This is a genomic window from Pantoea sp. JV6, assembly GCF_025910055.1.
GTDB classification, from domain to species: domain Bacteria; phylum Pseudomonadota; class Gammaproteobacteria; order Enterobacterales; family Enterobacteriaceae; genus Pantoea; species Pantoea agglomerans.
In genome coordinates this window covers 147,093-167,299 of the sequence record NZ_JAPCIM010000020.1, presented here as the reverse complement: position 1 = coordinate 167,299, position 20,207 = coordinate 147,093, and the positions used below count along the sequence as shown (strand labels likewise).

The 20,207-nt window shown below is 57.4% G+C and carries 15 protein-coding genes; 9 read left to right on the top strand and 6 right to left on the bottom strand.

Annotated features, from left to right (window positions below; translation table 11 throughout):
- The first annotated feature begins 66 nt into the window (after positions 1-66).
- The 9 genes from glpD (at position 67) to mdcH (ending at position 9,018) form a co-directional block, all read left to right on the top strand.
- Positions 67-1,572: a glycerol-3-phosphate dehydrogenase gene (gene glpD / locus OK412_RS19250; protein ID WP_010671548.1), complete on the top strand. Its 1,506-nt coding sequence runs from the start codon at positions 67-69 to the stop codon at positions 1,570-1,572.
- Positions 1,573-1,954: 382 nt separating this feature from the next.
- Positions 1,955-3,610: a malonate decarboxylase subunit alpha gene (gene mdcA / locus OK412_RS19245; protein WP_010253213.1), complete on the top strand. Its 1,656-nt coding sequence runs from the start codon at positions 1,955-1,957 to the stop codon at positions 3,608-3,610.
- Positions 3,610-4,470, top strand: a complete 861-nt coding sequence (locus tag OK412_RS19240; RefSeq protein WP_022624028.1) for a triphosphoribosyl-dephospho-CoA synthase — start codon at positions 3,610-3,612, stop codon at positions 4,468-4,470. Before mdcA ends, OK412_RS19240 begins: the two co-directional genes overlap by 1 nt.
- Positions 4,471-4,478: 8 nt before the next feature.
- Positions 4,479-4,778 (top strand): malonate decarboxylase acyl carrier protein, encoded by a 300-nt coding sequence (gene mdcC / locus OK412_RS19235; RefSeq protein ID WP_010253220.1) that lies wholly within the window; start codon positions 4,479-4,481, stop codon positions 4,776-4,778.
- Complete coding sequence (locus OK412_RS19230; protein WP_010253223.1) at positions 4,771-5,604, top strand: biotin-independent malonate decarboxylase subunit beta; 834 nt, start codon at positions 4,771-4,773, stop codon at positions 5,602-5,604. The genes mdcC and OK412_RS19230 overlap by 8 nt, the downstream gene beginning before the upstream one ends.
- Positions 5,604-6,404 (top strand): biotin-independent malonate decarboxylase subunit gamma, encoded by an 801-nt coding sequence (gene mdcE / locus OK412_RS19225; protein WP_033768059.1) that lies wholly within the window; start codon positions 5,604-5,606, stop codon positions 6,402-6,404. The genes OK412_RS19230 and mdcE overlap by 1 nt, the downstream gene beginning before the upstream one ends.
- Positions 6,405-6,537: 133 nt before the next feature.
- Positions 6,538-7,497: an AEC family transporter gene (locus OK412_RS19220; protein ID WP_010253228.1), complete on the top strand. Its 960-nt coding sequence runs from the start codon at positions 6,538-6,540 to the stop codon at positions 7,495-7,497.
- 1 nt (position 7,498) lies between these two features.
- Positions 7,499-8,119 (top strand): malonate decarboxylase holo-ACP synthase, encoded by a 621-nt coding sequence (locus OK412_RS19215; RefSeq protein WP_264353449.1) that lies wholly within the window; start codon positions 7,499-7,501, stop codon positions 8,117-8,119.
- Positions 8,116-9,018, top strand: a complete 903-nt coding sequence (mdcH, locus tag OK412_RS19210) for a malonate decarboxylase subunit epsilon (protein ID WP_010253234.1) — start codon at positions 8,116-8,118, stop codon at positions 9,016-9,018. Before OK412_RS19215 ends, mdcH begins: the two co-directional genes overlap by 4 nt.
- Here the strand turns inward: mdcH and OK412_RS19205 are convergent.
- The 6 genes from OK412_RS19205 to glgB all read right to left on the bottom strand — a co-directional run bounded on the left by OK412_RS19205 (position 8,999) and on the right by glgB (position 19,586).
- A complete protein-coding gene (locus OK412_RS19205; RefSeq protein ID WP_069025462.1) occupies positions 8,999-9,934 on the bottom strand; it encodes a LysR family transcriptional regulator in 936 nt (311 codons plus the stop codon). The genes mdcH and OK412_RS19205 overlap by 20 nt on opposite strands.
- A 222-nt stretch (positions 9,935-10,156) precedes the next feature.
- Entirely contained in the window at positions 10,157-12,604 is a 2,448-nt protein-coding gene (gene glgP, locus OK412_RS19200; RefSeq protein ID WP_010253240.1) for a glycogen phosphorylase, read from the bottom strand.
- Between the two features lie 19 nt (positions 12,605-12,623).
- Entirely contained in the window at positions 12,624-14,057 is a 1,434-nt protein-coding gene (glgA, locus tag OK412_RS19195) for a glycogen synthase GlgA (protein ID WP_010253243.1), read from the bottom strand.
- Between the two features lie 63 nt (positions 14,058-14,120).
- Positions 14,121-15,413 (bottom strand): glucose-1-phosphate adenylyltransferase, encoded by a 1,293-nt coding sequence (gene glgC, locus OK412_RS19190; RefSeq protein WP_010253246.1) that lies wholly within the window; start codon positions 15,411-15,413, stop codon positions 14,121-14,123.
- A gap of 10 nt (positions 15,414-15,423) precedes the next feature.
- The gene (glgX, locus tag OK412_RS19185) at positions 15,424-17,406 is read right to left on the bottom strand and encodes a glycogen debranching protein GlgX (RefSeq protein ID WP_157353901.1); all 1,983 of its coding nucleotides are present in this window, start codon (positions 17,404-17,406) and stop codon (positions 15,424-15,426) included.
- Positions 17,403-19,586, bottom strand: coding sequence for a 1,4-alpha-glucan branching enzyme (gene glgB / locus OK412_RS19180; protein ID WP_010253252.1), 2,184 nt, complete (start codon positions 19,584-19,586; stop codon positions 17,403-17,405). Before glgB ends, glgX begins: the two co-directional genes overlap by 4 nt.
- Positions 19,587-20,207: the final 621 nt, after the last annotated feature.

The following is a 20,207-nucleotide window of genomic DNA, read 5'->3' as shown; positions in this document are numbered from 1 at the left end:
TTTGCGATTATGATTATGCTCGAAAACGAACATTAGTGAACTATTCCGAACATCGGAGGAGATGACGTGGAAACCAAAGACCTGATCGTGATCGGCGGCGGCATCAACGGTGCCGGCATTGCAGCAGACGCTGCAGGACGCGGACTGTCGGTGTTAATGCTGGAGGCGCGGGATTTGGCTTGCGCGACCTCCTCTGCCAGTTCAAAACTGATTCACGGCGGCTTGCGCTACCTTGAACATTACGAATTCCGTCTGGTCAGTGAAGCACTGGCCGAGCGTGAAGTGCTGCTGAAAATGGCTCCGCATCTGGCGTTCCCGATGCGCTTCCGTCTGCCGCACCGTCCGCATCTGCGTCCGGCGTGGATGATCCGTACCGGCCTGTTTATGTATGACCATCTTGGCAAGCGTACCAGTCTGCCAGGCAGTAAAAGTTTGCGATTTGGCGCGGATTCGGCCCTGAAGCCGGAAATTACGCGCGGATTCGAATATTCTGACTGCTGGGTCGATGATGCCCGCATGGTGGTACTGAACGCACAGGAAGTCGTGAAGCGTGGCGGCGAAGTCCGTACCCGCACCCGCGTGACCCGTGCCTGGCGTGAAGGCGGCCTGTGGAAGGTCGAAGCGGAAGATGTCGACAGCGGTAAAACCTTTACCTGGCAGGCGAAAGGCCTGGTCAATGCTGCCGGCCCGTGGGTCAAACAGCTGTTCGACGACAGTCTGAAGCTGAAATCACCTTACGGTATTCGCCTGATCAAGGGCAGCCACATTGTGGTGCCACGCGTCCATACCGAAAAGCAGGCTTACATTCTGCAGAACGAAGATAACCGCATCGTATTTGTCATCCCGTGGATGGATGAGTTCTCTATAATCGGTACCACCGACGTCGAGTACAAAGGCGATCCGAAAAACGTCAATATTGATGACAGCGAGACCGACTATCTGCTGAAAGTGTTCAACGGACACTTTAAAAAGCAGCTGACCGCTGACGATATCGTCTGGTCCTATTCCGGTGTCCGTCCGCTGTGTGATGACGAATCCGATTCGCCACAGGCGATCACCCGTGATTACACCCTGGATGTGCGCGACGATAATGGTCAGGCTCCGCTGCTGTCGGTATTTGGCGGCAAGCTGACCACCTACCGTAAGCTGGCAGAACATGCGCTGGAGAAACTGGCGAAGTACTACCCGAACGCGGGCCCGGCATGGACGAAGAACTGCGTGTTGCCAGGCGGAAATATCTCCGGCACCCGTGAAGATTATGCGGCCAGCCTGCGTCGTCGCTATCCATTTATCAGTGAAAATATGGCGCGCCACTTCTCGCGCACCTACGGCAGCAGCACTGAAACCCTGCTGGCTGGCGCGAAAAGCCTGGACGATCTGGGCGAGAACTTCGGTCACGAGTTTTACGAAGCAGAATTACGCTACCTGGTGCAGCATGAGTGGGTTCGTGAGCTGGATGATGCTATCTGGCGTCGTACCAAACAGGGCATGTGGCTGACCAAAGAGCAGCAGGCGCGAGTCACCGAGTGGCTGGCAGCGAAAGCTAAACCCGCCCTGTCGCTGGCATCATAAACGGACAGTAACTAACTAAAGAATCAGAAAGCAGGCTTCGGCCTGCTTTTTTTATGTCTGCGATAGCGGGTCGGTGAATCCGGGTGCTGATCCGACAGGTTGCGCTTTTCAGCGTGTAGCAGAGTTTATTTTTGTACGACGAACTTTTTATTAAAAATGCCAGGCTCAAACCATTTTTTATACAGAAATCCGTTTATGCGATCACATTTTTGGTCAGCGCCTAAACTCAACTCTTTCTGCTTCGCATATCAAAACGTTCACATCCTATTGTTACTGTAAATATAACGTTCAGGCTTTTTGCTTAATTGAACGACGTCATCAGAAAGCACAAACTTTCCTCAGTAAAAAACGAAACAACCGTTATTTTAATCAGGAGGTTGAAATGAACACAGGCCAAACGCCTGCCCGGGAATGGAACACACGCCGCAGTGAAAAAGCGCGTCGTCTGGCATCCTTCCCTGTTGATGGCAAAGTCATTCCTACTGAAAGAGCTGTAGAAGCATTTGAAAAACTGATTGCACCGGGCGACCGGGTGGTACTGGAAGGGAATAACCAGAAGCAGGCCGATTTTTTATCACGTACCCTGGCTGAGGTTAATCCGGCGATAGTACACGACCTGCATATGATTATGCCGAGCGTGGGTCGCAGTGAGCATCTGGATATTTTCGAAAAAGGCATTGCGCGTAAACTCGACTTCTCTTTTTCCGGTCCGCAAAGTCTGCGTATTTCTCAGTTGTTAGAAGATGGTCAGCTGGAAATAGGCGCAATCCACACCTATATCGAACTCTATTCCCGCCTTTATGTCGATCTGAGTCCAAACGTCGCGCTGATTGCCGGTTATAAAGCTGACCGCAAAGGCAACCTTTACACCGGCCCGAGTACTGAAGATACGCCTGCCCTGGTGGAAGCCGCCGCGTTCCGTGACGGTATCGTGATTGCCCAGGTAAATGAGCTGGTCGATGACGAGACCGACCTGCCCCGCGTCGATATTCCCGGCTCCTGGATCGATTACATCGTCGTAGCCGATAAACCTTTCTTTATCGAACCGCTGTTTACCCGCGATCCGCGCCTGATTAAACAGGAACATATCCTGATGGCGATGATGGCGATTAAAGGCATTTACGCCGAACATCAGGTGCAGTCACTTAACCACGGTATCGGTTTTAACACCGCCGCGATCGAACTGCTGCTGCCTACCTACGGCGAACAACTCGGCCTGAAAGGCAAAATCTGTAAGCACTGGACCCTTAACCCGCATCCGACGCTGATCCCGGCGATTGAGAGCGGCTGGGTTGAAAGCGTGCACTGCTTCGGTGGCGAACTGGGCATGGAAGAGTACATTCGCGCCCGTCCCGATATCTTCTTCACCGGCAGCGACGGCTCTATGCGCTCTAACCGCGCCTTCTGTCAGCTGGCAGGTCAGTATGCGGTGGATATGTTTATCGGTGCCACCCTGCAGGTCGATGGCCTGGCAAACTCCTCAACCGTGACCCGCGGTCGCCTTTCCGGTTTCGGCGGTGCGCCTAACATGGGCCACGATCCGCACGGCCGACGTCATGCCACGCCTGCATGGCTCAATATGATCACCGAACCGGACCCGATGCAGCGCGGTAAAAAACTGGTGGTTCAGATGGTGGAAACCTTCCAGGCCGGTGCCAAACCGACCTTTGTTGAAACGCTTGATGCCGTTGAAGTGGCGAAATCGACCGGTATGCCGCTGGCACCCGTGATGATCTATGGCGATGACGTCACCCACGTGCTGACCGAAGAGGGTATTGCCTATCTCTATCGCGCGGAAAGCCTTGAAGAGCGCCGTGCGATGGTCGCTGCGGTAGCCGGCATCACCGATATCGGCCTTGGCGTCGATGCGGCGCGCGTGGCGGCCCTGCGTAAAAGCGGCAAAGTGGTCTATCCGGAAGATATGGGCATTCGTCGTTCAGATGCGACCCGCTCACTGCTCGCCGCCAGCAGCGTCTCTGACCTGGTGGAATGGTCGGGTGGTCTTTATAACCCACCGGCAAAATTCCGGAGCTGGTAATGAAACTTCTGTCGCAGACTCAAACCGAGGCGCAGGCCAGCCAGCTGGCGACGATTGCGCGCGATTGTCTGACCGATGAAGCGCGGCTAAGCCCCAAGCCGGGTCTGGTAGACAGTCGGGGGAACGGCGCGCATCAGGATCTGACGCTGGCGCTGATGGAGCGTTCCGCTCACAGCCTTGTGCCGACCTTTCTGGCGCTGGCCCGTCACAGCTGGCTGCGTCCTGCTGATATTGCCCTGCGTGAAACGGTGGGTCGGCTGGGCCGTGACGGTGAACAGCAGATGATGGCGGCAACCGGCGGCGTCAACACCCATCGGGGTGCGATCTGGGCGCTGGGACTGCTGGTCAGTGCTGCAGCCATGCACGGTGGCGCGGCCAGTGCCGACCAGCTGACCCGCACCGCAGCCGCGCTGGCCAGCCTGCCCGACCGCGCCGCGCCAAAACTGTTCAGCAAAGGGTTAAAAGCGACGCATCGCTATCAGGTGCCCGGCGCACGCGAAGAGGCGCAACAGGCGTTTCCTCACGTAATGAAGCTGGCGCTGCCGCAGCTGCTGACAAGTCGTGCAACGGGTGCCAGTGAAAGTGAAGCCCGCCTTGATGCGCTGATGGCGATCATGACCTCGCTCAGCGATACCTGCGTGCTGTCACGGGCCGGTATGACCGGACTGAAAGCGATGCAGCAGGGAGCACGCGCCGTGCTGCTGTCTGGCGGCTGTCGCACAGCAGGCGGCCAGAAGGCGCTGGCGCAGCTCGACCAGCGCATGCTGTCACTCAACGCTTCGCCTGGCGGGGCCGCCGATTTGCTGGCCGCGACGCTGTTCATTGATCGGGTCTGTTCCCCTGAACATTCTTATTTCTAGAGGCCATTATGGAACACATCACATTATCTTTACCTGCTAACCGCTCACTCAGCGGTAAAGCTCTGGCAGGGGTCGTTGGTTCCGGTGATATGGAAGTGCTGTACACCGCAACTGAAGGACAAACGCTTAGCATTGATATCACCACCTCACTGGATAACAGCGACGCCCGCTGGAAGGCGCTGTTTGACCGCCTGAATTTAACCAACGGTCTGCCCGCCGGAAAGCTGATTATTCACGATTTCGGCGCGACACCCGGCGTAGCGCGTATCCGTATTGAACAGGTTTTTGAGGAGGTGAGCCATGCGTAACGATGCCAGTTTTATTGAATTACGCGCCCGTGAGCGCGCCCGTGCACTGCTGGACGACGGCAGCTATCGCGAACTGCTGGATCCTTTCGAAGGCATCATGTCGCCGTGGCTGGCCCCGCAGGGTGTGGTGCCGCAGTCAGATGACGGCATGGTGGTGGCACGCGGCACGCTGAACGGTCAGCCTGCGGTCGTTATCGCCATTGAAGGCACCTTCCAGGGTGGCAGCATGGGCGAAGTCTCCGGTGCCAAAATGGCGGCGGCGCTGGAACTGGCAGCCGAAGACAACCGCAATGGAATACCCACTCAGGCGGTGCTCTGCCTGGAAACCGGCGGCGTGCGTTTACAGGAAGCCAATCTGGGGCTGGCGGCGATTGCCGATATTCATGCCGCGATTGTCGATCTGCGCCGCTATACCCCGGTTATCGGCATTATTGCCGGTACCGTCGGCTGCTTTGGCGGGATGTCCATCGCCGCTGCGCTGTGCAGCTACCTGATTGTGACGCGTGAAGCGCGCCTGGGGCTGAACGGTCCGCAGGTGATTGAGCAGGAAGCGGGCATTGAAGAGTATGACTCGCGCGATCGCCCGTTTATCTGGAGCATGACTGGCGGTGAAATCCGCTACGCCAGCGGCCTGGTCGATGCGCTGGTTGGTGATGGCGTCAATGCGGTTAAGAGTGCGATGAATGACTTCATCGCTAAAGGCGTTCCGGCGCAGCACCGCAGCGATAAATATGCCGATTTCCTGCCACGTCTGACGCAGTTCGACACCCGTCAGCAGGCGGACACGGCGCAGATTAAACAGCTTTTCGCCCGGGAGGATAAATAATGACCCAGACAAACAGCCGCGGTGCAATCTGGCTGGAAAAACTTGCACCTGATGCGCAGCGCCTCAGCGGCCTGTGTGCCTCTGTCCAGGTGGCGGACGGTGAACTTAATGGTGAAAGCGTGCGCTTTATCGCCGTGGTGCCCGATGCACAAAACCACTATCCGCGTGCCGCGAGGGGCGAAGTCGGTCTGCTGGAAGGCTGGACGCTGGCGAAAGTGGTGAATGAAACGCTGGAAGAGGACAAGAACAGCGACGTAAAACGCCCGATTGTGGCGGTGATCGACGTACCGAGTCAGGCCTATGGCCGTCGCGAAGAGGCGTTCGGTATTCATCAGGCGCTGGCCGGGGCTGCAGGCGCTTATGCCAAAGCACGCCTTGCGGGTCATCCGGTGATTGGGCTGATTGTTGGCAAAGCGATGTCTGGCGCCTTCCTGGCGCACGGTTATCAGGCCAACCGCCTGATTGCGCTCAACGATCAGGGTGTGCTGGTGCACGCCATGGGTAAAGAGTCCGCCGCACGTATCACGCTGCGTTCGGTGGAGGCGCTGGAGAAACTGGCGGCGACCATTCCGCCGATGGCCTATGACGTGAATAACTTCGCCACGCTGGGTCTGCTCTCCGATCTGCTGAACGTGGCCAATCCCGATGCGCCTTCTGACGCCGATGTGGCGATGGTCGAGATCGCGTTGCAGAAAGCCATTAGCGATGCGCGTCAGGATCCGAGCCTGAAAAACCGGCTGGGCGCATCCAATCGCCACAGCTCCTCCCTGGTTCGCGAGCGGATGCGCGCAACCTGGTAATTAAATAAAAAAATAAACCTGCCGAAACCGGTCTGACGGGGCGCATTGCTAAGTGCGCCCCGGGGCAGTGGCCGTGTTCAGAATTATAAACATCGCTGTTAACAGAAAATTCTTTCTTAAATACAGGTGATTTATGATTTATATAATTGTTCATGCCCTTGCTCCGATTTTTGTCATCATGCTTCTGGGTTTCTGGGCCGGTAAGGCCGGAATGGTCAACAACAAAGACGTCTCTCTGCTGAATATTTTCGTCATGGATTTTGCGCTGCCCGCCGCGCTGTTCAGTGCCACGGTACAAACGCCCTGGCCGGGCATCGTGGCGCAATGGCCGCTGATTGTGGTTATTACCGGCGCAATGTGGATTACCTATGGGGCTGTCTATTTCGCGGCTACAAAAGTTTTCAAAAAGTCACCGCAGGATGCGGCTGTGCTGACACTGACTGTGGCGCTGCCAAATTACGCCGCGCTGGGCCTGCCCATTCTGGCCAGCGTACTGGGTGAAAATGGCGCCACCTCGCTCTCGGTAGCGGTCTCCATCGCCTGTGGTTCAGTGCTGCTTACACCGCTTTGCCTGCTGATTCTGGAACGTGAAAAAGCGTTTGCCGACGGCACCGAACACGGTTCAACCCTGACCATGCTGCCGATTCTGATGTGGCGTTCAGTGAAAAAACCGATCGTACTGGGACCGTTGATTGGCGTGGTGTTATCAGCGCTGGGCGTTAAAATGCCTGATCTGGTGCTGGCCGCCATCAAACCGCTGGGTCTGGCTGCCACCGCCGCTGCACTCTTCCTGACCGGTGTCATCCTGTCGGCACGCAAACTGAAACTCAACGCGGTGGTGGGCGTCGGCACGGTAACTAAACTGCTGATTCAGCCCTTTATCGCCTGGGGTCTGGTGCTGGCATTGGGTCTCAGCGGTCCGGTGGCAATTACCGCCATTCTGATGATTGCGCTCTCCGCCGGTTTCTTCGGGGTGGTGTTTGGCAACCGCTTTGGCGTGCAGTCGCCGGATGCAGAGGCTGTGCTGCTGCTCAGCTCTATTCTCTGTATTTTGTCATTACCGCTGTTCATTACGCTGACATCAGGAATGTAATATGAGCTCTGTACCGCGCCCCCACGATCTGCTCTGGCTGCGAGACGGCAACGCCTTAGCCGCCATCAGTGAGAGCTGGGTCAGTCAGTTCTGGCATCCCGGCCTTCCGGTCGTGGTGCGGCGCGACCGGAGCAAAACCGGGCTGATACCGGTGGGTGTGCGCGGCGAGCGCCGCGAACAGCGCGCCGCCGGATGGGTCAATGCAGCGGATATCGTTCGCGTTGTCACGCCGGAGATGCTGGCGGCGCGTGCGCAGTTGCTTGCCTCGCCGTTCACCGCTTATGCGCCGGTCGGCGCGGCGATTGCCCTCAGTGAGCACGACTGGCCGTGGCGCTGGGGCATTACCGGCAGTACCGGTTACGCACTGGCAACTCAGCAACCCACGCTGCATGCCGCCAGCGATCTTGATTTAGTTATTCGCGCGCCAGAGCCGCTGGCGCGCGATGCGCTGCAACGCTGGCAGGCGCAAACCGACACGCTGGCCTGTCGGGTCGATACGCAGATAGAAACGCCGTCCGGCGCGTTTGCCCTCAGCGAATGGCTGCGTGAAGGCCGCGCGCTGGTTAAAACCGTTACCGGGCCGATACTGACCGCTTCACCCTGGAGCAGGGAGCTACAATGAAAATACTCTTTACCTTTCCCGGCCAGGGCACTCAGCGTGCCGGGATGTTACAGCACCTTCCCGACGGCGACGCCCTGTTAAACAGCGTGCGTGCAGTTCTGGGCGACGAGACTGACCAGCTCGACAGTGCCGATGCACTGCGCCACACGCGCGCCGTGCAGCTCAGTCTGCTGATTTGCGGTGTCGCCTGGGCGCGCGAGCTGATTCGCCGTGGGGTGAAACCCGATATCGTCAGCGGTCTGTCGATTGGCGCGTTTCCTGCTGCGGTGATTTCCGGCGCGCTGGATTTCAGTGATGCTCTGCGGCTGGTGGCGCTGCGCGGCGATCTGATGGAGCAGGCTTATCCGGAGGGATATGGCCTGACCGCCATCACCGGCCTGACGCTGAGTCGTCTGGAGAAACTGCTGCCCGGCAGCAACACCTATATCGCCAACCTGAATGCGGAAACGCAGATTGTGATTGCTGGCCGCGACGAGGATATGGCGGTAGTCGCGCAGAAAGCGCTGGATGCCGGTGCCAGCAAAGCGATTAAACTCGCGGTGAGCGTGCCGTCGCACTGCGCGCTGCTGGATAAGCCCGCCGCAGAACTGGCGCGCGCGTTCGGGTCCGTCAGCCTTTCCCGTCCCCATTGCGCTTACCTCAGCGGTTCAACCGGACGCGTGATTTGGGAGCCGGAGAAGATTGCCGACGATCTTGCCTTTAATATGGCGCGTACGGTGCAGTGGAATGATGCGATGGTTTCAGCCAATCAGCGCGATGCCCGACTGGCGATTGAGATGCCGCCTGGCAATGTGCTGACCGGCCTGACGCTTCAGGCGGGCTGGCAGGGCGACGCGATTTGTCTGGAGCGCAACAGCGTTGAGGTTGCACTCCATCTGGTTAAACGGCTAAGTCAGTAAGGCTGCGGGCGTACATCCGCCCTTCTGCCGCCAGTGCCAGCAGGTCATTATCCCGTTCGCGGCGATGTGAGTAGACAATCGAGATCTGCTGACGCATCTGGTAAGGCTCAGCGAGCGTCAGCAGCTGAATGTTGTTTTCATACACCTTCTTCATCCGTCCCGGGATCAGTGCCAGGCCGACGCCCGCCTGCACCAGGCTTATCATCGAGAAGATGTCATTCACCTGGGTGACCATGCGCGGTTCAAATCCGGCTATCTGAAATGCCTCCTGCGAACCGGCATAGGTGGCAAACCCCTCAGCCAGCGAGACAAAATCACGGTCGGCATAATCACGCAGATCCACCGGACCAGCTCCGTCCCGCGTCTCACCGGCCGGTGTGGCCAGAAAGATCCTGTCCTCAAACAGCGGAATCACATCAAAATGCGCGTCGCTGAGTTCGCCGTCATCGGTGGCGATCAGAATCGCATCCAGCGCGTCATCTTCCAGCATATTCAGCAGCATTTGATTGGAACCCATGGTCAGATCGAGCTCCAGCGTGGGCCGACGCAGCTTCATGCCCATGATCAGCCGGGGAATGGTCTCCAGCGTCAGGGAGTAGAGCGTGCCAAGTCGCAGACGCCCTCCGCCGATGCCTGCGACTTTGCGCGCCTCTTCAATGCCTTTGCCCATCAGGGTGGTCACATCGCGACAGTAGTCCAGCAGCGTCCAGGCGGCAGGTAGCGGCACCAGGTTGCGGCCCTTGTGGATAAACAGCGGGCAGTCGATGCCCTCTTCCAGCGTATGCAGTGCGCGATGCACGCTGACGCTGCTCAGCGCCAGCGCTTCCGCCGTACGGGCGATATTGCCCTTGCTCATAAACATCATGAAGACGCTGAGTTTACGGAAGGTAATTTCCTGGTTGATGTTGTCACTCATTGCTGCTGTTGCCTGTAGGGTCATTTTGCTTTCCCGCATAGTAGCGATTCTCAGCCAGGGTGTAATGATCTGGCTCGCACAAGAGGCACTTACGGACGCAGAGGCGATAAGAGGCTGAACCTGCTGAAAGAGGAGCGGGATAGACGGTGAGCAAAGAGAGCACAGGAGAGTGCGGCCGATCCCTCGGCCGCAAAGAAAGTCAGAAACCTGACTGCACGCGCCTTACAACCTTACTGGCGAGATATTCCAGATCTCATCAGCGTACTCCTGAATCGTACGGTCCGACGAGAAGTAGCCCATTCCGGCGATGTTTTTAGCCGCGCGGCGTTGCCACTCATCCGGTTTACGGTAGAGCGCATCCACTTTATCCTGGGTATCCACATAGCTGCGATAATCCGCCAGCAACTGGTAGTGATCGCCGAAGTTGACCAGTGAATCGAACAGATTGCGGTAGCGGCCCGGATCCTGCGGACTGAACAGACCGGAAGCAATCTGAGTCAGCACCTGATGCAGCTCTTCATCCTTTTCATAATAGTCACGCGGGTTATAGCCCCCTTTACGCAGGGCTTCGACCTGCGGCGTGGTATTACCGAAAATGAAGATGTTCTCTTCACCGACGTGATCCAGCATTTCAACGTTGGCCCCATCCAGCGTTCCGATGGTCAGCGCGCCATTCAGCGCAAACTTCATATTACTGGTGCCGGACGCCTCTGTCCCTGCGGTAGAGATCTGCTCAGAGAGATCGGCCGCCGGAATAATGATCTGCGCCAGGCTCACGCTGTAGTTCGGGATGAAGACCACCTTCAGTTTGTTCTTCACCTGCGGATCGTTGTTGATCACATTGGCGACATCGTTGATCAGATGAATGATGTGCTTGGCAACGTAATAGGCCGACGCCGCTTTACCGGCAAAGATATTGACGCGTGGCACCCAATCCGCCTGCGGATCGGCCTTGATACGGTTGTATCGGGTGATCACATGCAGCACGTTGAGCAACTGGCGTTTGTACTCGTGAATGCGCTTGATCTGCACATCAAACAGCGCGTTCGGGTCGAGCACCACGTCCAGATTCTTCGCCACCCAGTCGGCCAGCCGACGCTTGTTCTGATACTTGGCGACCGCCACTTTTTCAATAAACGCCGGATAGTCGATCTGCGCCTTCAGCTCGCCCAGCTGGCTGAGATCGGTGCGCCAGTTGCGGCCAATCTCCTCATCCAGCACCTCTGACAGCGCCGGGTTCGCCAGCGCCAGCCAGCGACGCGGAGTGACGCCATTGGTTTTGTTACAGAAGCGACCAGGGAACAGGCGGGAGAAATCGGCAAACAGCGACTGTACCATCAGGTTGGAGTGCAGCTCCGAAACGCCGTTTACTTTGTGGCTGACCACCACCGCCAGCCAGCCCATGCGTATCCGGCGGCCATCGTTTTCGTCGATGATCGAAATGCGCGACAGCAGATCCAGGTCATCGGGATAGTGATCCTGAATGGTCTTAAGGAAGAAGTCGTTAATTTCAAAAATAATGCTGAGGTGACGCGGCAGGATCTTGCCGATCATATCGACCGGCCAGGTTTCCAGCGCTTCGGTCATCAGCGTATGGTTGGTGTAGGAGAAGACCTGACAGCAGACGTCAAAAGCGTTGTCCCAGCTGAATTTATGATCGTCGATCAGCAGACGCATCAGTTCGGGGATCGCCAGCACCGGATGGGTATCATTCAGGTGAATAGCGATTTTATCCGCCAGGTTGTCCCAGGTCTGATGCATCCGCCAGTGACGATTCAGAATGTCCTGCACCGTCGCGGAGACCAGGAAATATTCCTGACGCAGGCGCAGTTCACGGCCTGAGTAGGTCGAGTCATCCGGATAGAGCACGCGCGACACGTTCTCGGAGTGGTTTTTATCTTCCACCGCCGCAAAGTAGTCGCCCTGGTTGAACTTGCCGAGGTTGATTTCGTTGCTGGCCTGCGCGCCCCACAGCCGTAAGGTGTTGGTAGCGTCGGTGTCAAAGCCCGGAATGATCTGGTCATAGGCCATCGCCAGGATCTCTTCGGTCTCCAGCCAGCGCACTTTCGCGCCTTCGTGCTGAACCCGGCCACCAAAGCGCACTTTGTAACGGGTATTGAAACGCTGGAATTCCCACGGATTACCATATTCAAGCCAGTAATCCGGCGACTCTTTCTGCTCACCTTCCACAATGTTCTGTTTGAACATGCCGTAGTCATACCGGATGCCATAGCCACGGCCCGGCATGCCCAGCGTCGCCAGCGAGTCGAGGAAACAGGCTGCCAGGCGACCCAGACCACCGTTGCCCAGCCCCGGATCGTTCTCCTCTTCCATCAGCTCGGCCAGATCCAGACCCATCTCATCCAGCGCCTGGTTGAGATCGTCATAAATCCCCATCGCCAGCAGCGCATTGCCCAGCGTGCGGCCCATCAGGAACTCCATCGACAGGTAATAGACCTGCCGGACATCCTGAGAAAGCTGAGCACGGCTGGAACGCAGCCAGCGCTCCACCATCCGGTCGCGCACCGCCAGCAGCGAGGCGTTAAGCCACTCATGCTTATTGGCGATAGAGGGATCTTTGCCGATGGTAAACATCAATTTATAGGCAATCGAATGCTTTAAGGCATCAACCGTCAACGTTGGTGAGGCGTAAGTGAAAGGTGCATTCATATCCAGTTTTCCCAATCCGTTACATCAAACGTTGGTAGAGATCACGGTAGGCTTGTGCTGCCACCTGCCAGCTAAAGTCCATCGCCATTGCCTGGCGCTGAACATAGCGCCAGAGCGAAGGACGGGACCACAACACAAACGCGCGCCGGATAGCACGAAGCAGTGACCAGGCGTTGGCATCTTCAAAACTGAATCCACTGGCGATGCCGTCGGCCAGATTCTCCAGTGAGCTGTCATTCACGGTATCGGCCAGCCCGCCGGTGCGGCGCACTAACGGCAACGTACCATACTTGAGGCCATAAAGTTGTGTCAGACCGCAGGGCTCAAAGCGACTCGGCACCACAATCACGTCCGCGCCGCCGACAATGCGGTGTGAGAACGCTTCGTGATAGCCGATCTGCACGCCGACGCTGCCCGGATGCTCTGCCGCCGCCGCCAGGAAGCCCTGCTGCAGTTCAGCATCGCCCTGGCCCAGCAGCACCAGTTGACCGCCCTGCGCCAGCAAGCCGGGCAGCGCCTCCAGCACCAGGTCCAGCCCTTTCTGTTTGGTCAGACGGCTGATCACGCAGAACACCGGCGCTTTATCATCCACCTTCAGTCCCATCGCCACCTGCAGCTGACGTTTGTTCTCCGCTTTTGCTTCCAGCGTGTCGCGGTTATAACGCGCGCTGAGCAGCAGATCGTGCGCCGGATCCCAGATAGAGGGATCAACGCCGTTGAGAATGCCGCTGAGACGGCCTTCACGCATCCGCTGTGCCAGCAGGGTTTCCATGCCGTAAGCATATTCGGCAGAAGTAATTTCATGGGCGTAAGTCGGGCTGACCGCCGTGATATGGTCGGCGTAAAAAAGTCCCGCTTTCAGGAAGGAGATCTGACCGAAGAACTCCAGCCCGTGCATGTTAAAGAACGACCATGGCAGGCCAATCTCTTCCATGTGGTGCGCCATGAACAGCCCCTGATACGCCAGGTTGTGCACGGTGAAGACCGATTTAGCCGGACGACCACGCGCTTCCAGATAGGCGCAGGTCAGGCCTGCGTGCCAGTCATGGGCATGCACAATATCGGGACGCCACATCGCGTCCATGCCGCACGCCAGTTCACAGCCGACCCAACCCAGCAGCGCAAAGCGCAGATAGTTGTCGACATACGCAAACTGCGATTCGTCATGGTAGGGACTACCCGGACGATCGTAGAGGCCGGGAGCATCAATCAAGTAGATGCCCACACCGTTAAATTCACCAAATAGCAGACGTACATGACCGGCAAATGTTTCTCGCTCTGTCACGACCTGGAGATCAGGTATGCCTTTGCGCAATGCGGGAAAAGCGGGCAGTAGTACCCGCGTATCCGTGCCGCCCGCAATTTGTGCCTGAGGTAATGCCCCGACTACATCAGCCAGTCCGCCCGTTTTTAGCAGCGGGAAAAGTTCCGAACAGACATGTAAAACCTGCATCCTCGACCTCATTAAGTTATCCGACACGCTCCGCGTGCCGATTGCGTAAGTTTCGCTTATCGCTTACAGCCCCGCTTTGGCCAGCCTGGCCAGCATGGCGCGGGTTACCAGTACGATGCCTTCATCCGAACGGTGAAACCGGCGACTGTCTTCATCCGGGTTTTCGCCAATGACCATGCCTTCCGGTAACTCGCAGGCACGATCAATGACGCAGCGACGCAGACGACACGATCGGCCCACTACCACATCAGGCAGCAGTACAGTTGAATCTATATTGCAAAAAGAGTTAACGCGTACCCGCGGGAACAGCACCGAATTGACAACCACTGAACCGGAGATGATGCAGCCCCCCGAGACCAGCGAGTTCATAGTCATCCCGTGACTGCCGGAACGATCCTGAACAAATTTGGCCGGCGGCAGCGGCTCCATGTGGGTACGAATCGGCCAGGTGACGTCATACATATCGAGTTCAGGCATCACCGATGCCAGGTCGAGATTGGCGCGCCAGTAGGCTTCCAGCGTCCCGACGTCGCGCCAGTAAGGCGGCGCATTGTCATCGTTCTGTACGCAGGAGAGCGCAAAGGAGTGCGCATAGCCTTCGCCGCTTGCCACGATTTTCGGCAGGATATCTTTGCCGAAGTCGTGGTTAGAGCCTGGCGTCTGCAGATCCTCTTCCAGCAGTTCATAGAGATAGTCTGCGTTGAAAACGTAGATCCCCATGCTGGCGAGCGCCTGAGTGTCATCACCCGGCATGGTGGGCGGTTTCGCGGGTTTCTCCACGAAGTCGATCACCATGTTCTCTTCGTCCACCGCCATCACGCCAAACGCAGTGGCTTCATGCACCGGCACCGGTAAACAGGCGATGGTACATTTCGCCTCGTTGACCACGTGATCCAGCAGCATGCGTGAATAATCCATCTTATAAATGTGGTCCCCGGCAAGGATCACGATGTACTGCGCCTGATAGCGGCGAATTACATCAAGGTTTTGCGTCACGGCATCGGCCGTCCCGCGATACCACTGTTCGGTCGAAAATCGCTGCTGCGCTGGCAGCAAATCGACAAACTCATTCATCTCTTCATTGAAGATCGACCAGCCACGCTGGATGTGCTGAGTCAGGGTATGAGACTGATACTGAGTAATCACGCCAATCCGTCGGATACCGGAGTTGACGCAGTTGGAGAGGGCAAAGTCGATAATGCGGAACTTGCCGCCGAAATGCACCGCCGGTTTGGCACGTTTGGCCGTTAAATCGACCAGGCGCGTGCCGCGTCCGCCGGCGAGGATCAGAGCAACCGTCTGTGTAGGGAGCTGGCGGGCCAGCATCAGGTGATCTGTTCTATCTAACTTAACCATGTCTGACTCCTTATGATTGCTTTTGGAACACGCACACACCGTGTGCGGGACCATGCCAGACAGTTAGCAGGATGGGGTTGTCGTCCCCGGCGAAAGGAGGAAGGGCGCGCCATTCTCCGTCTGGTAACACGATGTCATTCACCGTATCCGTGGCGTTTATTGTTATTAACCAGCGGCCGGACAGCAGGATCTGCAATCTGTGCATCCCCTGTGCCCATTCATCGTGTTGCAGTGGCTGGCCACCGGCATTGAGCCACTGCACATTGCCGTCACCGTCCTGCCACCAGCGATCTGCGGTCAGCGCCGGAATGCGCTGGCGCAGCTCGATCAGTGCAGCGGTGAATCCGACTAATCCCTTCTCATCCGCCTGCCAGTCAAGCCAGCTCAGAGCGTTGTCCTGACAGTAAGCGTTGTTATTGCCGCGCTGGGTGTGGCCGCGCTCATCGCCTGCCAGCAGCATCGGCGTGCCCTGTGACAGCAGCAGCGTCGTCAGCAGTGCCCGCACGCTGCGACGGCGACGTTCAATCACGTCGAAGCTGACGTTCAGCCCCTCTTTGCCGTGGTTGTGGCTGTAGTTATCGCCGTGACCATCACGGTTATCTTCCCCGTTCGCTTCGTTGTGTTTACGTTCGAAGCTCACCACATCCCACAGCGTAAAGCCGTCGTGGGCGGTGATCAGGTTAACCGTGGCGTGTGGCGACCGGTCATCATGCTGGTAGAGATCGCTGGAGGCGGCAAAGCGGCGGACGAACTCGCCGTTGCTTATGTCGCCGTGCAGCCAGTAACGTCGCGCGGTGTCGCGAAACTGATCGTTCCATTCGGCAAACGGCGGCGGAAAACGACCAACCTGATAGCCGTCAGGGCCGATATCCCAGGGTTCAGCAATCAGCTTGACCTGAGAGAGCAGCGGACAGGCGCGTATCGCCGCAAAAAATGGCGCATCACGCTGGTAATCCGGTGTGCGGCCCAGCACCGGCGCGAGGTCAAAGCGGAAGCCGTCGACGTGGCAGACCCGCACCCAGTAGCGCAGCGCCTCTAAAGCCCACGTCATCACCTGCGGATGATGGATATTCAGCGTGTTGCCGCAGCCGGTCCAGTTCTGATAATCGCCCTGCTCATCGAGCCAGTAGTAGCTGGCGTTGTCGATGCCGCGCATGGAGATTGTCGGGCCAATCTCATCCAGTTCAGCGGTGTGGTTGAACACCACATCCAGCAGCACTTCGATACCTGCGGCGTGCAGGTTTTTGACCGCCTGCTGAAACTCCTGCAACGGCGTCACGTCCGGCTGACCGGAGGCGTAACGGGGATCCACCGCCCAGAGCGCAAAGGGGTTATAGCCCCAGTAGTTGCTGAGACCGAGCTGCAGCAGTCGCGGCTCGCTGGCGAAGTGCGCCACCGGCAGCAGCTCAAGGGTAGTAATCCCCAGACTGCGCAGGTAATTCACCATAACAGGATGACCGAGCGCCGCGTAAGTCCCGCGCAGCGTTTCCGGAATTTCCGGATGCTGCTGCGTCAGGCCGCGCACGTGGGCTTCGTAAATCACCGTGTTACCCCAGGGAATACCCGGTGCGACGTCGTCCTGCCAGTCAAAATCCTCCGCGACTACCCGTGACTTCGGCGCAATCGCCGCGTTGTCATGCGGATCGGGCTGCGCCTCGCCGCCATGAAACAGCGGGTCATCCGGTACATCGCCCTCAACCGCGCGGGCGCAGGGATCAACCAACAGCTTCGCCGGATTAAAACGGTGTCCCTGCTGCGGGGCCCAGGGACCATGCACCCGGTAGCCGTAGCGCTGTCCTGGCTTCAACGCCGGAACATAACCATGCCAGATATCCCCGCTGCGGCCAGGCAGGTCAAGACGCTGTTCTGCGCCCTGCTCATCAAACAGGCAGAGCTCTACGCGCCCGGCATGCTGTGAGAACAGGGTGAAGTTAACGCCTTTGCCATCGTAACTGGCACCCAGCGGTTCGGGATCTCCGGCAGTGATGGTCATTCAGCCTCCCGCACCAGCCATACCGTTGCCAGCGGCGGCAGATTGAGACTCAGCGACTGCGGTCGCCCGTGGCTCTCCTGCTCATCGGTATGCACACGATGGTTGCGTACGTCGCTGCCGTGATACTCATGCTGATCGGTATTCAGCACTTCACGCCAGTAGCCAGGCTGGTTAACGCCAAAGCGATAGCCCGGACGCGGCACCGGCGTAAAGTTACTGACCACGATCACTTCGTTGCCTTCACGGTCACGACGGACAAAGGCGAAGACGGAGTGTTCCGCATCGTTTACCACCAGCCACTCAAAGCCTGCCGGATCGAAGTCGAGCTGATGCAGCGGCGTGTAGTACTGATAGGTGTGGTTGAGATCGCGCACCAGACGGTGAACGCCGTGGTGCCAGTTGTCGTCCCCTTCCAGCAGATGCCAGTCGAGGCTGACATCGTGGTTCCACTCGCGACCCTGGGCAAATTCGTTGCCCATAAACAGCAGTTTCTTGCCGGGGAAGCCCCACATCCAGCCGTAGTAAGCACGCAGGTTGGCGAACTTCTGCCATGCATCGCCCGGCATACGATCGAGAATCGAGCGCTTACCGTGCACCACTTCGTCATGCGACAGCGGCAGCACAAAGTTTTCGGTGTAGTTGTACATCATGCCGAAGCTCATCAGATCGTGATGGTGCTTACGGTAGATGGGATCGACCTTCATGTAGTCGAGGGTGTCGTGCATCCAGCCCAGATTCCATTTGAACCAGAAGCCCAGCCCGCCGTCTTCGGTGGGACGCGTCACGCCAGGGTAGTCTGTCGACTCTTCGGCCATGGTCACCGAACCGGATGCCACAGTGCCGAGCGTACGGTTGGTGTGACGCAGAAACTCAATCGCTTCCAGGTTTTCACGGCCGCCGTACTGATTCGGCACCCATTCCCCTTCGCTGCGGCTGTAGTCGCGGTAGATCATCGACGCCACCGCATCCACACGCAGGCCATCAATGCCAAAGCGCTCCGTCCAGTAGAGCGCATTGCCCGACAGGTAGTTGCTCACTTCCCGGCGACCAAAGTTGTAGATCAGGGTATTCCAGTCCTGGTGAAAGCCTTCACGTGGGTCACTGTGCTCATAGAGCTCGGTGCCGTCGTATCTTGCCAGACCGAAATCGTCGCTGGGGAAGTGGCCCGGCACCCAGTCGAGCAGCACGTTGAGGCCCGCTTCATGGGCGGCGTCAATGAAGGCGCGGAACTCGTCACGGGTACCAAAACGGCGGGTTGGCGCATACATGCCCAGCGGCTGATAGCCCCAGCTGCCATCAAACGGATGTTCGTTGATCGGCAGCAGTTCGATATGGGTAAAACCCATCTCTTTGACGTAGGGCACCAGCTGTTCAGCCAGCTCTTTGTAGCTCAGCCAGAAGTTGTTGTCGGTGTGACGACGCCAGGAGCCCAGATGCACTTCATAGATGGAGATCGGCGCGTCAAAGGCGTTGGCCGCCTTGCGCTCTGCTTTCATCTCAACCGGCTCTGGCAGACCACAGATCATCGACGCAGTTTGCGGACGCATCTGCGCCTCAAAGGCGTACGGGTCCGCTTTGATGCGCAGTTCGCCATTGGCGTCGATGATTTCATACTTGTAGAGCTGGCCGTTGACCGCGCCCGGTACAAACAGCTCCCAGATGCCCAGCTCCTGACGCAGACGCATCGGATGACGGCGGCCATCCCAGAAGTTGAAATCGCCAACCACTGACACGCGACGGGCGTTGGGTGCCCAGACGCAGAAGCGGGTGCCGAAGACGCCATCAATGACGTCACCGTGCGCGCCCAGCGTCTCATAAGGGCGCAGGTGCGTCCCTTCTGCCAGCAGCCACAGATCCATCTCCTGCAGCAGCGGACCAAAGCGATAGGCATCGTCTACCAGGTTTTGCTGGCCGTGCCAGTTCACCGCCAGCTGATAGCGGAACGGGTTTTTGCGGCGTGGAATAACGCCACTGAAGAAGCCACGTGCATCTTCACACACCAGCTGAGCCAGTTTGCGCCCGGTGGAGGTTTCAATGACCCACACTTCAAGCGCTTCGGGGAGCAATGCCCTGACTTCAAGGCCTTGCTGAGTTCGGTGCATCCCTAGTAACGAAAAAGGGTCGGCATAATTACCCGCAAACAGGGCATTGATCGCATCGCGATCGGGAAGCTCTGACATGACTTTCTTCCTGTGATAATTGGCAGCCGAAATGAACGCGACACAGCCTGTCGCGGTTCACCTGCGCTGCTCTTCATTGAGCCATACGTACAACGACAAAGAAGTCAGGCCATTCCGTGGGAAAAGTGTTTTTGCCGTGTACCACAACCATTTAATCCGGAAAGCACAAGCGTTACCTGTGGCACATCATGGTTAAATCATAGCTTGGTCACGGCACTTGCCATGGACTAAAGCAAAATAATCTTTACCGACCGGCAAAAAAGGGAAGTTGATCACTGAGTAAGCGAAACGGCAGATTGTTTCGTGTACGACAAAAACAAAAAAGGCCGGATAAACTGATGATTATGGTCATTTATGTTGCCTGGAGCGCCCCGACTGATGAAGCTGCATTTTTCACCGGAATGAAACAGAGCCTCTGCCACCGCCAAATCTCAGAGTTCAGGATCGCTGGGTGCAGAGGACGATTGAGAAAAGCTACCTGATAATGTGTTGTAAAGCGATGGTTAGCAGTATGTTTCTGACATGAAATGGATTGAGTCATAAAAAAGTTGAGAATTGAATCTGCTTCACGATCCTAAATTTTGCCCAAAATAGCCGTACATCTGTTTTTTACTTTGAATT